The 13,311-nt window shown below is 70.5% G+C and carries 13 protein-coding genes and 1 tRNA gene; 12 read left to right on the forward strand and 2 right to left on the reverse strand.

The features are described from left to right. The first annotated feature begins 69 nt into the window (after window positions 1-69). Window positions 70-327: a hypothetical protein gene (locus ABT296_RS07985; RefSeq protein WP_351924452.1), complete on the forward strand. Its 258-nt coding sequence runs from the start codon at window positions 70-72 to the stop codon at window positions 325-327. A gap of 31 nt (window positions 328-358) precedes the next feature. Further along, a complete protein-coding gene (gene glmS / locus ABT296_RS07990; RefSeq protein WP_351924454.1) occupies window positions 359-2,176 on the forward strand; it encodes a glutamine--fructose-6-phosphate transaminase (isomerizing) in 1,818 nt (605 codons plus the stop codon). Between the two features lie 316 nt (window positions 2,177-2,492). On the opposite strand, the gene ABT296_RS07995 is transcribed toward glmS, so the two are convergent. Next, complete coding sequence (locus ABT296_RS07995; protein WP_351924456.1) at window positions 2,493-3,020, reverse strand: universal stress protein; 528 nt, start codon at window positions 3,018-3,020, stop codon at window positions 2,493-2,495. A 317-nt stretch (window positions 3,021-3,337) separates the two neighbouring features. Here ABT296_RS07995 and ABT296_RS08000 point away from each other — a divergent pair, with 317 nt between their 5' ends. The 6 genes from ABT296_RS08000 (at window position 3,338) to ABT296_RS08025 (ending at window position 7,067) form a co-directional block, all read left to right on the forward strand. Beyond that, complete coding sequence (locus tag ABT296_RS08000) at window positions 3,338-3,646, forward strand: hypothetical protein (RefSeq protein ID WP_351924458.1); 309 nt, start codon at window positions 3,338-3,340, stop codon at window positions 3,644-3,646. Between the two features lie 377 nt (window positions 3,647-4,023). After that, window positions 4,024-5,247: a helix-turn-helix domain-containing protein gene (locus tag ABT296_RS08005; RefSeq protein WP_351924459.1), complete on the forward strand. Its 1,224-nt coding sequence runs from the start codon at window positions 4,024-4,026 to the stop codon at window positions 5,245-5,247. 125 nt (window positions 5,248-5,372) lie between these two features. Next, entirely contained in the window at window positions 5,373-5,975 is a 603-nt protein-coding gene (gene orn / locus ABT296_RS08010; RefSeq protein WP_351924460.1) for an oligoribonuclease, read from the forward strand. Window positions 5,976-6,090: 115 nt separating this feature from the next. Next, a tRNA-His gene (locus ABT296_RS08015) sits at window positions 6,091-6,163 on the forward strand. Between the two features lie 74 nt (window positions 6,164-6,237). Next, complete coding sequence (locus ABT296_RS08020) at window positions 6,238-6,756, forward strand: GNAT family N-acetyltransferase (protein WP_351924462.1); 519 nt, start codon at window positions 6,238-6,240, stop codon at window positions 6,754-6,756. Then, the gene (locus tag ABT296_RS08025; protein ID WP_351924464.1) at window positions 6,753-7,067 is read left to right on the forward strand and encodes a hypothetical protein; all 315 of its coding nucleotides are present in this window, start codon (window positions 6,753-6,755) and stop codon (window positions 7,065-7,067) included. Before ABT296_RS08020 ends, ABT296_RS08025 begins: the two co-directional genes overlap by 4 nt. A gap of 5 nt (window positions 7,068-7,072) precedes the next feature. Here ABT296_RS08025 and ABT296_RS08030 read toward each other — a convergent pair whose 3' ends face one another. Then, the gene (locus ABT296_RS08030; protein ID WP_351924466.1) at window positions 7,073-8,128 is read right to left on the reverse strand and encodes a LacI family DNA-binding transcriptional regulator; all 1,056 of its coding nucleotides are present in this window, start codon (window positions 8,126-8,128) and stop codon (window positions 7,073-7,075) included. Window positions 8,129-8,461: 333 nt separating this feature from the next. Here ABT296_RS08030 and ABT296_RS08035 point away from each other — a divergent pair, with 333 nt between their 5' ends. From ABT296_RS08035 to ABT296_RS08050, 4 genes are all read left to right on the forward strand, one after another. Then, window positions 8,462-9,781: an ABC transporter substrate-binding protein gene (locus tag ABT296_RS08035; RefSeq protein WP_351924468.1), complete on the forward strand. Its 1,320-nt coding sequence runs from the start codon at window positions 8,462-8,464 to the stop codon at window positions 9,779-9,781. Window positions 9,782-9,786: 5 nt separating this feature from the next. Then, window positions 9,787-10,806 carry a carbohydrate ABC transporter permease gene (locus ABT296_RS08040; protein WP_351924470.1) on the forward strand — a complete coding sequence of 340 codons (1,020 nt, stop codon included), beginning with the start codon at window positions 9,787-9,789 and terminating at the stop codon, window positions 10,804-10,806. A gap of 11 nt (window positions 10,807-10,817) precedes the next feature. Then, window positions 10,818-11,717 carry a carbohydrate ABC transporter permease gene (locus ABT296_RS08045; RefSeq protein WP_351924472.1) on the forward strand — a complete coding sequence of 300 codons (900 nt, stop codon included), beginning with the start codon at window positions 10,818-10,820 and terminating at the stop codon, window positions 11,715-11,717. A gap of 109 nt (window positions 11,718-11,826) precedes the next feature. After that, complete coding sequence (locus tag ABT296_RS08050) at window positions 11,827-13,263, forward strand: GH1 family beta-glucosidase (RefSeq protein WP_351924474.1); 1,437 nt, start codon at window positions 11,827-11,829, stop codon at window positions 13,261-13,263. Window positions 13,264-13,311: the final 48 nt, after the last annotated feature.

The raw sequence follows: 13,311 nt of genomic DNA on the forward strand, positions 1-13,311 counted from the left end.
GGACACACCCTTGCCCGAAATCGGGCAGGATTCTTGCGAAAGGCTCGCCGGTACCCCAGGATCTACCGGGTGCACGACGAACTTGTTGATCATCTGACGCGGTCCACGCCCCTGAGCCGGGGCGAGGCGCTGCGGGTGGTCCAGGACGTGCTCGCCTACTTCGACGAGACGACCGAGGAGTTCGTCCGTCGCCGCCACCGCGAGCTCCAGGCCCAGGGCCTGGTGAACGCGACGATCTTCGAACGGATCGAGGCGGACCTGAAGTACCGGGCGGTGGCACCGCCGGAGCTGAGCCTCCGGCAGCTGCGCCGCATCGTCTACGGCTGAACTCCACGGCCAGGAAACGGAATACCTCTCTATGTGCGGAATCGTCGGATACATCGGCAAGCGTGATGTGGCCCCGCTGCTGCTCGAAGGCCTCCAGCGCCTGGAGTACCGCGGCTACGACTCGGCGGGCATCGCCATCACCGCCCCGAAGACGGCCGGCCTGCGGACGGTCAAGGCCAAGGGCCGGGTCCGGGACCTGGAGGCCAAGGTCCCGGCGCGCTTCAAGGGCACCACCGGTATCGCCCACACCCGCTGGGCCACCCACGGCGCCCCCTCCGACGTCAACGCCCACCCGCACCTGGACGTCGACGGCAAGGTCGCCGTCGTCCACAACGGCATCATCGACAACGCCTCCGACCTGCGCCGCAAGCTGGAGGCGGACGGCGTGGAGTTCCTCTCCGAGACCGACACCGAGGTGCTGGTCCACCTCATCGCCCGGTCCCAGGCGGAGAAGCTGGAGGACAAGGTCCGCGAGACCCTCCGGCTGATCGAGGGCACCTACGGCATCGCCGTGCTGCACGCCGACTTCCCGGACCGGATCGTGGTGGCCCGCAACGGCTCCCCGGTCGTCCTCGGCATCGGCGAGAAGGAGATGTTCGTCGCCTCCGACATCGCCGCCCTGGTCACCCACACCCGGCAGATAGTGACCCTCGACGACGGCGAGATGGCCACCCTCAAGGCCGACGACTTCCGCACCTACACCACCGAGGGCACCCGGACCACGTCCGAGCCCACCACCGTGGAGTGGGAGGCCGCCTCCTACGACATGGGCGGCCACGACACCTACATGCACAAGGAGATCCACGAGCAGGCCGAGGCCGTGGACCGCGTGCTGCGCGGCCGGATCGACGACCGCTTCTCCACCGTGCACCTCGGCGGCCTCAACCTGGACGCCCGGGAGGCGCGCCGGATCCGCCGGGTGAAGATCCTCGGCTGCGGCACCTCGTACCACGCGGGCCAGATCGGCGCCCAGATGATCGAGGAGCTGGCCCGTATCCCCGCCGACGCCGAGCCGGCCTCGGAGTTCCGCTACCGCAACGCGGTCGTGGACCCCGACACCCTGTACATCGCGGTCTCCCAGTCCGGTGAGACCTACGACGTGCTGGCGGCCGTCCAGGAGCTCAAGCGCAAGGGCGCGCGGGTGCTGGGCATCGTGAACGTCGTGGGCTCGGCCATCGCCCGCGAGGCGGACGGCGGCATCTACGTGCACGCGGGCCCGGAGGTCTGCGTGGTCTCCACGAAGTGCTTCACCAACACCACGGTCGCCTTCGCCCTGCTCGCCCTCCACCTCGGCCGCACCCGGGACCTGTCGGTCCGCGACGGCAAGCGGATCATCGCGGGCCTGCGCAAGCTCCCCGCCCAGATCGCGGAGATCATGGAGCAGGAGGCGGAGATCGAGCAGCTGGCCAAGTCCTACGCCGACGCCCGCTCGATGCTCTTCATCGGCCGGGTCCGCGGCTACCCGGTGGCCCGTGAGGCGTCCCTGAAGCTCAAGGAGGTCTCCTACATCCACGCGGAGGCCTACCCCGCCTCCGAGCTCAAGCACGGCCCCCTGGCGCTGATCGAGCCGGCCCTGCCGACGGTGGCGATCGTCCCCGACGACGACCTGCTGGAGAAGAACCGCGCCGCGCTGGAGGAGATCAAGGCCCGCAGCGGCAGGATCCTCGCGGTGGCCCACCAGGAGCAGGAGAAGGCCGACCAGACCCTCGTGGTCCCGAAGAACGAGGACGAGCTGGACCCGATCCTCATGGGCATCCCGCTCCAACTCCTCGCCTACCACACGGCGTTGGCCCTGGGCCGGGACATCGACAAGCCGCGCAACCTCGCCAAGTCGGTGACGGTGGAGTAGATCCGCAGCACACGACCGGCCCCCGCCCGTCCGTGGCGGGCCGGTTCCGGAACGGCCCTCCGGGTGACGCCACCCGTCATCCGGAGGGCCGTTCGGCTCGCCGGGGGCGCCCAACACCCCGGCTGCGGCTGCCCGTTGGACCGGTGGCCGTCACACCCCCCGGCCGGCAGCCCGCCTCGACGGCGCCGTATGCGCACGGTGAGCGTTATATGCCCTTCACAAGGGCACAAACACCCCTACGCGCCAGTAGATTCAGGCGTCACGGGAAGGGGTGCCGCACACGCGACAGGCTCATCACGCCTGCCACGGGGGCGAGTTACGGAATGACGACGACCGGCCGCTTCGCCCGCTTGGCGAGCCGCCCGGCGACCGAGCCGAAGATCCGGCCGACGATGCCGTGGGTGGACCCGACGACGATCGCGTCGGCCTCGTACTCCCGGCCGACCTCCTCGAGTTCGTGGCAGATGTCACCGCCGCGCTCGACGAGGATCCACGGCACTTCGGAGAGGTACTCGGCGCAGGCCAGTTCCAGACCGAGCACCTCGGTGCGGTGGTCCGGCACGTCGACGAAGACCGGCGGCTCGCAGCCCGCCCACACGGTGGTGGGCAGCCGGTTGGCGACATGCACGATGATCAGGCCGGAACCGGAGCGGTGGGCCATGCCGATGGCGTAGGCGAGGGCGCGCTCACTGGAGGTGGAGCCGTCGAAGCCGACCACGACCCCGTGCTTGAAGGCGGGGTCGCAGGACTGACGCGGCTCTTCGGCCGCCAGGGGCTCGGCCGCCGTGGGATCGGCGACGGGCCGCTTGCGGTCCGCGGGTTCGAAGAATTCGTGACCGGCCATGGCTGTCTCGGCGTTGTGATCCTTGTGTCGGGTGGGGACGACGGTGTGCAGCGGAGCTGTGTCCGGGAATCATCTTCCCAACCCCATACCCCCAAGGGTACGGCCGCACGCCTCCTTAGCGCAGATCCCGCGCTGCGCTCCGCGGGGGTTCCAGGGAGCATGCACGAGGGGGCGCCCGTAACGCAATGGTTGCTGCGCTGTACAGGCGGTTTGCACGGGGTTCGGGCCCGGGACAGCGGTTTCGCCCGGCGCGGGCAGTGACCGACCGCCCGGACCCGCGTTGATCCCCGTGAGCCACCGACACCGGGGAGCGCGCCATGGCCGGACAGCAGTCTCAGGACACCACCACCGAGGTGGTCCGCTGGGCGGCGTTCTCGTGCGTCCTCGTCCCCGTCGTCCTCCTCGGGTACGGCACCTCACTGGCCGGCGCCGCCGGCACCGCGCTGGGCCTCGCCGCCGTCACCGCCGTCTGCCGGGTCCTGCTGCGCCGGTCCGAGCGGGTCGCGGCCGGCGCGGCGGCCGAGAAGCGCCCCGTGCCTCCGCAGCACCGCGGGCACCGTCAGCGCGCCGGGGCGGGCACCCACCGGGGCAGCCGCCACTCCGGGGGAAATACACCGGGCGGCTGACCGGTTTTCATGCCCTGAAGCGCTTCTTTTCAGCCAACTTCTCGCTCTGGTACATCCCTTGCCCGAACCACCCCCCAACCCCCGTTCCACCTGCACGGAAAGGGCCTGGGGGGTGTCACGCACCCTACGTGGATTGGCCACTGCGACAAGGCGCACTTCCCTGCACGGCCCGGGAGTGCAACGCTTCGTGATCGAATGCTTCACGCCAAGTTGCCAAGTCGACAATGTACCGAGTGCCGAACCGGCCACTGCGGCGCGATGCGACACAGTAGATTCGATCTTGACTGTCTACGGCGGGGGACTCGTGCAGGACCGAGGGGAAACGTGCAGGAGCGACACAACCGAGGAGCCGCGACCACCGAGGGGGGCTTAGCAGGATGAGCCACGACTCCACTGCCGCGCCGGAAGCCGCGGCCCGGAAACTCTCCGGGCGACGCCGCAAGGAGATCGTCGCGGTGCTGCTGTTCAGCGGCGGCCCCATCTTCGAGAGTTCCATACCGCTGTCGGTGTTCGGCATCGACCGCCAGGACGCCGGCGTGCCGCGCTACCGACTGCTGGTGTGCGGCGGCGAGGACGGCCCACTGCGGACCACAGGGGGCCTGGAACTCACCGCGCCACATGGCCTGGAGGCGATCGCGAGGGCGGGGACGGTCGTCGTACCGGCCTGGCGCTCGATCACCTCACCACCACCGGAGGAGGCACTCGACGCACTGCGCCGGGCGCACGAGGAGGGCGCCCGCATCGTCGGGCTGTGCACCGGCGCCTTCGTCCTCGCGGCGGCGGGCCTGCTGGACGGCCGACCCGCGACCACCCACTGGATGTACGCACCGACGCTGGCCAAGCGCTATCCGTCGGTGCACGTGGATCCCAGAGAGCTGTTCGTCGACGACGGGGACGTACTGACGTCCGCCGGCACCGCGGCGGGCATCGACCTCTGTCTCCACATCGTCCGGACCGACCACGGCAACGAGGCGGCCGGCGCGCTCGCCCGCCGCCTGGTCGTCCCGCCTCGCCGGTCAGGAGGCCAGGAACGCTACCTGGACCGCTCTTTACCCGAGGAGATCGGCGCCGACCCGCTCGCCGAGGTCGTCGCCTGGGCGCTGGAGCACCTCCACGAGCAGTTCGACGTGGAGACCCTGGCCGCACGCGCGTACATGTCGCGCCGCACCTTCGACCGCCGGTTCCGCTCGTTGACGGGGTCCGCCCCGCTCCAGTGGCTGATCACCCAGCGGGTCCTTCAGGCGCAACGCCTGCTGGAGACGTCCGACTACTCGGTGGACGAGGTCGCGGGCCGCTGCGGCTTCCGCTCACCGGTGGCGCTGCGCGGGCACTTCCGCCGCCAGCTGGGCTCGTCGCCGGCGGCGTACCGGGCGGCCTACCGCGCCCGCCGGCCCCAGCCCGAACGGCCGGCGGCGGACGCCGACACCGTCCCCGGCCCGACGCACCCGCTCCACCAGGACCCCGGCCCGGTCCCCCTTCAGGCCCGTCGCACACCCGCGACGAGCACGATGGGCCCGGCGCTGGCCACCGCGTCCGCCGAGCACGGCCGTGAGTCCTACCTGGCGCGCGCGAGCCTGCCGGGCCAGCGCAGCGGCGCCTGAGCCGACACCGCCGGAACACGCCGGACGGGCCCACCAGCCCGTCCGGCGTCGCGCTCTCGCGGCCCGCGCGGTCCCGGCACCGACGCGGGGCACCCAAAAGCGGACGTCAGCTTTAGGGTGGTCGCATGAACGATCGCATGGTGTGGATCGACTGCGAGATGACCGGCCTCTCGCTGTCAGACGACGCTCTCATCGAGGTGGCCGCCCTCGTCACCGACTCCGAGCTGAACATCCTCGGCGACGGTGTGGACATCGTGATCCGCCCGCCGGACGCGGCGCTGGAGACGATGCCGGAGGTGGTGCGTCAGATGCACACCGCGTCCGGACTCCTCGACGAACTCGCCGACGGCACCACGCTCGCCGACGCCGAGGCCCAGGTCCTGGCCTATGTGCGCGAGCACGTCAAGGAACCCGGCAAGGCGCCCCTGTGCGGCAACTCCGTCGGCACCGACCGGGGCTTCCTGCTGCGGGACATGCCGGCCGTGGAGGACTACCTCCACTACCGCATCGTGGACGTCTCCAGCATCAAGGAGCTCGCCCGCCGCTGGTACCCGAGGGCCTACTTCAACAGTCCCGAGAAGAACGGCAACCACCGCGCGCTCGCCGACATCCGCGAGTCCATCGCGGAACTGCGCTACTACCGCGAGGCCGTCTTCGTCCCCCAGCCGGGCCCGGACTCCGAGACCGCCAAGGCCATCGCCGCGAAGCACGTTCTGCCTGCTCAGTAGTGCCGTGCCGGGGCCCGGCACCGGGCCCCGGAAAAGCCGGGCGCGAGCACCCCTTCGGACCCTGTACACTTTTTCTCGGCCGGTCGGTGAACCACCAGGGAAACCGCCGGTCATGGTGGGTGTAGCTCAGCTGGTAGAGCACCTGGTTGTGGTCCAGGATGCCGCGGGTTCGAGTCCCGTCACTCACCCCGATCAGTCGGCCGGTGACCTCGCGAAGAGGTCACCGGCCGACTGCGTCACGCCCCCGCGTACGCTCCCCGGAATGACCGAACCCCTGCGCTCCCCGCGCCTGGACCTCCTCCCGCTGCGCGTCGAGCACGCCGAGGAGATGGCCGCCGTCCTGGCCGATCCGGCCCTGCACACCTTCATCGGCGGCGAACCCGCCACCCCCGAGGCGCTGCGCGCCCGCTACGGGCGGCTCGTCGCCGGCTCCCCCGATCCGGCCGTCTCCTGGCACAACTGGGTGCTGCGGCTGCGCGCCGAGGACCGCCTGGCCGGCACCGTCCAGGCCACCGTCACCGGGGACGGCGCGGAGATCGCCTGGGTCGTCGGCACCGCGTGGCAGGGCCGCGGCCTGGCCTCGGAGGCCGCGGGCACCCTCGTCGAGCACCTCGCGCAGCAGGGCGCGCGGACGGTCGTCGCCCATGTGCACCCCGACCACGCCGCCTCCGCCGCGGTCGCCCGGGCCGCCGGGCTGGCCCCGACCGGGGAACGACAGGACGGCGAGGTCCGCTGGCTGCTGCGGCCCGGTCCACGGGCCGGGCGTATCGTCGGGAGATGAGCCGTAGCCGAGGCGGGAGGCTCGTCATGGGGTCGCGGACACACCATTGGCGGCTGCTGACCTGGGTGATCCTCGCCTTCAACCTGGCGATGCTGCTGTGGCTGGTGGTCGCGCTGGACGCCGCCGAGGACAGCGGCAGCGGCTGTGTCGGGAACCTGTGCCAGGAGGCCGGCGACCCCGCCGGCTCGACCGGGACCTGGCTGGTGATCCTCGTCTGGGTGTCGGGCGTGGTCCTGCTCGGGGCCGCCTGGCTGATCACCCACCACACCGAACGCCCCGCCCGGCGCCCCCGGCGCGGCTGGCACCGGTGACGCCGTCAGGACGAGGCGCGCTCCGACAGCTCGGTCGCCAGGACCACCTGCCGCCGCTCCAGCCCCCGGGACGCGGCCGGACGCCGGTCGGCGATCTCCTCCAGCAGCAGGTCGATCATCCTGCGGCCCATCTCCTCGATCGGCTGGCGGACGCTGGTCAGCGGCGGCTCCATGTGGCGGGCGATGGCCGAGTCGTCGTAGCCGACCAGTGCCACGTCGTCCGGGATGCGGCGGCCCGCCTCCCGCAGCGCCTGCCGGGCGCCGGCCGCCATCACGTCCGAGCCCGCGAAGACCGCGTCCAGACCGGGCCGGCGGGCCAGCAGCGCCGCCATCGCGCGCCGGCCGCCCTCCTCGGTGAAGTCGCCGGGCTCCATCAGCTGCTCGTCGACGCCGTGCCCCGCGTCGCGCAGGGCGTCCCGGTAGCCGTCGTAGCGGCGCGAGGCGCCGTAGACGTCGAGACGGCCCGCGATGTGCGCTATCTCCCGCCGGCCCCGGGAGAGCAGGTGCTCCACGGCCTGCCGGGCGCCGCCGTAGTTGTCGGAGTCCACCGAGGTCAGGGTCTCGGCGGCGGATCTCGGGCCGCTGATCACGGCCGGAATCTCCAGCTGGGAGAGCAGATCGGGCAGCGGGTCGTCGGCGTGCACCGAGACCAGCAGGACCCCGTCCACCCGGTGCGCGGCCAGGTACTGGGCGAGCCGTTGGCGCTCGCGGTCGTTGCCCGCGAAGATCAGCAGCAACTGCATCTCGGTGTCGGACAGTTCCGCGCCGACGCCCTTGAGGATGTCGGAGAAGTACGGCTCGGCGAAGAACCGGGTCTCCGGCTCGGGCACGACCAGGGCGATGGCGTCGGTGCGGTTGGCGGCCAGGGCACGGGCTGCCGTGTTCGGGACGTAACCGAGCTCCGCGACCGCCGCCTCCACGGCGGCCCGGGTGGCGTCACTGACCCGGGGCGAGCCGTTGATCACGCGGGAGACCGTGCCCCGACCGACACCGGCGCGCGCGGCGACCTCTTCGAGGGTGGGGCGACCACCGCTCCGGCCTCGCGCTCCGTGGCTTGCCATGGGCCCCGCCTTTCGCCGTTGTCCTGTCGCTGGCCTGGAATTTAACAGTCCCGGGCAGCGCGGTGACCGGCCACGGGTGGCAACCTGTGCTGCACCGGGTCACCACCCGGTGCCAGTTAACAGCCCGATAACTGAACGCATCTCGCCGCTCCCATGCCCTTGACACCCCCGCCCGGACCGACGACTCTTCAACACATCACCTGTGGGAGCGCTCCCACAGTACCTGACACATACACATCCCGCACGTTCCCCGCCCGAGCCGCAGCGAGAACTAACGGGCCCAACAATGCAGTTGGCCGGGGGGTCGGCACGTCAGGGCAACAGGAGGACTCAATGCGAGCACGTACCCGAATCCGCCGTAAGGCGGTTGTCCTCGCGGCGGTGGCGTCGCTGGGCGCCGGGCTGCTGGCCGGCTGTGCCGACGACGGCGACGACAAGGACGGGTCGTCGTCCGAGGGCGGTGGCGGCGGCAAGACCAAGATCACCCTTGGCCTGTTCGGCGCCGCCGGCTTCGAGGAGTCAGGTCTCTACAAGGAGTACGAGAAGCTCCACCCCGACATCGACATCCAGCAGACCGTCATCGAGCGCAACGAGAACTACTACCCGGCGCTGCTGAACCACCTCACCACCAACAGCGGTCTGCAGGACATCCAGATGGTCGAGGTCGGCAACATCGCCGAGATCGTCCAGACCCAGTCCGACAAGCTGCTCGACCTCTCCAAGTACGGCAAGAAGGCCGACTACCTGGAGTGGAAGTGGGAGCAGGCCACCACCTCGGACGGCCTGACCGTGGGTGTGGGCACCGACGTCGGCCCGATGGCCATCTGCTACCGCAAGGACCTCTTCGAGGAGGCCGGTCTGCCCACCGACCGCGAGGAGGTCGGCAAGCTGTGGGCCGGTGACTGGAACAAGTTCGTCGAGGTCGGCAACGACTACAAGGCGAAGGGCCCCAAGGGCACCACCTTCCTGGACTCCCCCGGCGGCCTGCTCCAGGCGATCCTGAGCAGTGAGAAGGACCGCTTCTACGACGCCTCCGGCAAGGTCATCTACAAGACGAACCCGGCCGTCAAGGACGCCTTCGACCTGACCGCGCAGGCGGCCGAGGACGGGCTGATCGGCAACCAGACGCAGTTCCAGCCGGCCTGGGACACCACCATCGCCAACAGCAAGTTCGCGGCGATGTCCTGCCCGCCGTGGATGCTCGGCTACATCAAGGGCAAGTCCAAGCCCGAGGCGGCCGGCAAGTGGGACGTCGCCCAGGCGCCGAAGTCCGGCAACTGGGGCGGTTCCTTCCTGACCGTTCCCAAGGCCGGCAAGAACACCGAGGAGGCGGCGAAGCTCGCCGCGTGGCTGACCGCTCCCGAGCAGCAGGCCAAGCTCTTCGGCGTGCAGGGCAGCTTCCCGAGCACCCCGGCGGCCTACGAGTCGGCCGAGGTCACGGGCGCCAAGAACGACATGACCGGTGACGCGCCGATCGGTACGATCTTCGCCGCGGCCGCCGCGAACATCCCCGTGCAGACGATCGGCCCGAAGGACCAGATCATCCAGCAGGGTCTGACCGACAACGGCGTGGTCCTGGTGACCCAGGGCAAGTCGCCCAAGGACGCCTGGGAGAACGCCGTCAAGACCATCGACAACGCCCTGGACCAGTGACCCGAATGACCACTGGGCACGACACCGCCGCCGCGTCCCCCTCCAAGGAGGGGGGCGCGGCCCCGGGCCGCCCCGCGGGGCAGGGCCCGGAGACCGAGCAGGAGCGGCAGCGCCGGTCCCGGCTGTCCCGCCGCTGGCAGCGGGACGTGCGCTGGAGTCCGTACGCCTTCGTCTCCCCGTTCTTCCTGCTCTTCCTGGCCTTCGGCCTGTTCCCGCTGATCTACACCGGCTGGGCCTCGCTGCACCAGGTGGAGCTGACCGCGCCGACCGACATGAACTGGGTCGGGCTGCGCAACTACACCCGGATCTTCGACGACGACTTCTTCTGGAACGCGGCGCAGAACACGCTGACGATCGGGATCATCTCGACCGTCCCCCAGCTGCTGATGGCGATGGGCATCGCCCACATCCTCAACTACAAGCTGCGGGCGTCGACGTTCTACCGGGTCGCGATGCTGGCGCCGTACGCCACCTCGATCGCCGCCGCCTCGCTCGTCTTCGTGCTGCTGTTCGGCCGCGACTACGGCATGATCAACTGGGCGCTGGGCACGGTCGGCATCGACCACATCGACTGGCAGAACGACAAGTGGGCCTCCCAGGTCGCCGTCTCCACGATCGTGATCTGGCGCTGGACCGGGTACAACGCGCTGATCTACCTGGCCGCGATGCAGGCGATCCCGCAGGACCTGTACGAGTCGGCCGCGCTGGACGGGGCCAGCCGCTGGCAGCAGTTCCTCCATGTCACGCTGCCCTCGCTGCGCCCGACGATCCTGTTCACCGTCGTCGTGTCGACCATCGGTGCCTCGCAGCTGTTCGGCGAGCCGCTGCTGTTCGACGCGAACAAGGGCGCCTCCGGCGGATCCCAGCACCAGTTCCAGACGCTCGGCCTCTACCTGTACGAGCAGGGCTGGGTCAACCAGCACCTGGGCCGTGCCTCCGCCATCGCCTGGACCATGTTCCTGATCCTCATCGTGGTCGGGATCGTCAACTACGTCATCTCGCGCCGGCTGCGCGCCAGTAGTTAAGGAGACCGGCCGTGACGACGACCCTGACGAAACCCGAGTCGCCCGAGGAACCCAAGCGGTCCCTGCGGCCGAAGTCGGCGCGGGCGGGCGGGACCCTGCACGCCGGGCCGATCGCGTACGTGATCCTCGCCCTGTTCACCATCGGTTCGCTGTTCCCCCTGGTGTGGACGGCGATCGCCGCCTCCCGTGACAACCAGCGGCTGGCCGAGACACCGCCGCCGTTCTGGTTCGGCTCGAACCTCTTCGACAACCTCGATCTGGCGTGGAACGACGCCAACCTGGGCGAGGCGTTCGTCAACACCACGTTCGTGGCCGGGGTGTCGGCCGTGACCATCGTGTTCCTGTCGACGATCGCCGGGTTCGCCTTCGCCAAGCTGCGGTTCAAGGGCCGCAACGCCATGATGCTGATCGTGATCGGCACGATGATGGTGCCGCCGCAGCTCAGTGTGATCCCGCTGTACATGATGGTCGCCAAGCTCGACTGGTCCGACCAGCTCCAGGCGGTGATCCTGCCCTCGCTGGTGAGCGCGTTCGGTGTGTTCTTCATGCGGCAGTACCTGATCCAGGCGCTGCCCGACGAGATCATCGAGGCGGCGCGGGTGGACGGCGCGAGCAGTTGGCGGGTGATCTGGCACGTGGTGTTCCCGGCGGCCCGTCCGGCGATGGCCGTGCTGGGCATGCTGATGTTCGTGCAGACCTGGAACGACTTCCTGTGGCCGTTCCTGGTGCTGACCCAGAACGGCAATCCGACCGTGCAGGTGGCGGTCGCGGGCCTGGGCCGCGGCTACACGCCCGACCAGTCCCTGATCATGGCGGGCGCGCTACTGGGCACGCTGCCCCTGCTGATCGTCTTCGCGATCTTCGGCAAGCAGATCGTGGGCGGCATCATGCAGGGCGCGGTCAAGGGCTGACGCCCCCTTTCCCAGGGGCCGGGTCATCGCCGCTCCGGCCCCTTCACCCCCTCCCACTCCCCCTTCCTCTTACGTGTCGGTCCGCCCGACCTCCTATGGGAGCGCTTCCATGCCTGAGTCCGCACAGCCGGTGACCCCGGTGACCTTTCCTCCCGCCTTCCTCTGGGGCGCAGCGACCTCCGCGTACCAGATCGAGGGCGCGGTGCGGGAGGACGGCCGCACCCCGTCGATCTGGGACACCTTCAGCCACACGCCCGGCAAGACCGACGGCGGCGACACCGGTGACATCGCTGTCGACCACTACCACCGCTACCGGGACGACGTGGCGCTCATGGCCGAGCTGGGCCTGTCGGCGTACCGCTTCTCGATCTCGTGGTCGCGGGTGCAGCCGACCGGCCGGGGGCCGGCGGTCCAGCGCGGTCTGGACTTCTACCGCAGCCTGGTGGACGAGCTGCTGGAGCACGGCATCAAGCCGGCGGTGACGCTCTACCACTGGGACCTGCCGCAGGAGCTGGAGGACGCGGGCGGCTGGCCGGAGCGGGACACCGCCTACCGGTTCGCGGAGTACGCGCAGATCGTCGGTGAGGCCCTGGGCGACCGGGTGGAGCAGTGGATCACGCTCAACGAGCCCTGGTGCAGCGCCTTCCTGGGGTACTCCTCGGGTGTGCACGCGCCCGGCCGGACCGACCCGGCGGCCTCGCTGCGCGCCGCGCACCACCTGAACCTGGCGCACGGTCTGGGCACCAAGGCGCTGCGCTCGGTGATGCCGGCCCGCAACTCGGTGGCGCTGAGCCTGAACTCCGCGGTGGTCAGGTCCGTCTCGGAGGACCCGGAGGACCTGGCGGCCCGGCAGCGGATCGACGACCTGGCCAACGGGATCTTCCACGGCCCGATACTCCAGGGCGCCTACCCGCAGTCGCTGTTCGCGGCGACCTCGTCGCTGACGGACTGGGACTTCGTCCAGGACGGCGATCTGGCCCTGATCAACCAGCCGTTGGACGCGCTGGGCCTCAACTACTACACGCCGTCGCTGGTGTCGGCCGCCGCCTCGGCGCCGGCCGGTCCGCGCGCGGACGGGCACGGGGTGACCACGCACAGCCCGTGGCCGGCCTCGGAGGACGTGGCCTTCCACCAGTCGCCGGGCGAGCGCACCGAGATGGGCTGGTCCATCGACCCGACGGGCCTGCACGACCTGATCATGCGCTACAGCCGGATCGCCCCCGGGCTGCCGCTGTACGTCACGGAGAACGGCGCGGCCTACGACGACAAGCCCGACCCCGACGGCCAGGTCCACGACCCCGAGCGGATCGCCTACCTGCACGGCCACCTCTCGGCGGTCCGCCGCGCCATCGAGGACGGCGCCGACGTGCGGGGCTACTACCTGTGGTCGCTGCTGGACAACTTCGAGTGGTCCTACGGCTACAGCAAGCGCTTCGGCGCGGTCTACGTCGACTACACGACCCTGGAGCGGACCCCGAAGTCGAGTGCCCTGTGGTACGGGCAGGCGGCTCGATCGGGTGCGCTGCCGGCTCCGGAGTCGGACTAGGCGGACAGCGGGCGCGGCACCCCCGTGGGGGGAGGTGCCGTGCCCGCT

The sequence above is a fragment of the Streptomyces sp. NPDC000983 genome, assembly GCF_040299205.1.
In the GTDB taxonomy this organism is placed as follows: domain Bacteria; phylum Actinomycetota; class Actinomycetes; order Streptomycetales; family Streptomycetaceae; genus Streptomyces.

What these genes read in the sequence shown, in the direction of transcription:
- ABT296_RS08050 (WP_351924474.1), top strand. Translation starts at nt 11,827, where the DNA reads ATGCCTGAGTCCGCACAGCCGGTGACCCCGGTGACCTTTCCTCCCGCC.
- ABT296_RS08005 (WP_351924459.1), top strand. Translation starts at nt 4,024, where the DNA reads ATGAGCCACGACTCCACTGCCGCGCCGGAAGCCGCGGCCCGGAAACTC.
- ABT296_RS08040 (WP_351924470.1), top strand. Translation starts at nt 9,787, where the DNA reads ATGACCACTGGGCACGACACCGCCGCCGCGTCCCCCTCCAAGGAGGGG.
- ABT296_RS08020 (WP_351924462.1), top strand. Translation starts at nt 6,238, where the DNA reads ATGACCGAACCCCTGCGCTCCCCGCGCCTGGACCTCCTCCCGCTGCGC.
- ABT296_RS07995 (WP_351924456.1), bottom strand. Translation starts at nt 3,020, where the DNA reads ATGGCCGGTCACGAATTCTTCGAACCCGCGGACCGCAAGCGGCCCGTC.
- ABT296_RS08025 (WP_351924464.1), top strand. Translation starts at nt 6,753, where the DNA reads ATGAGCCGTAGCCGAGGCGGGAGGCTCGTCATGGGGTCGCGGACACAC.
- orn (WP_351924460.1), top strand. Translation starts at nt 5,373, where the DNA reads ATGAACGATCGCATGGTGTGGATCGACTGCGAGATGACCGGCCTCTCG.
- glmS (WP_351924454.1), top strand. Translation starts at nt 359, where the DNA reads ATGTGCGGAATCGTCGGATACATCGGCAAGCGTGATGTGGCCCCGCTG.
- ABT296_RS08000 (WP_351924458.1), top strand. Translation starts at nt 3,338, where the DNA reads ATGGCCGGACAGCAGTCTCAGGACACCACCACCGAGGTGGTCCGCTGG.
- ABT296_RS08035 (WP_351924468.1), top strand. Translation starts at nt 8,462, where the DNA reads ATGCGAGCACGTACCCGAATCCGCCGTAAGGCGGTTGTCCTCGCGGCG.
- ABT296_RS08030 (WP_351924466.1), bottom strand. Translation starts at nt 8,128, where the DNA reads ATGGCAAGCCACGGAGCGCGAGGCCGGAGCGGTGGTCGCCCCACCCTC.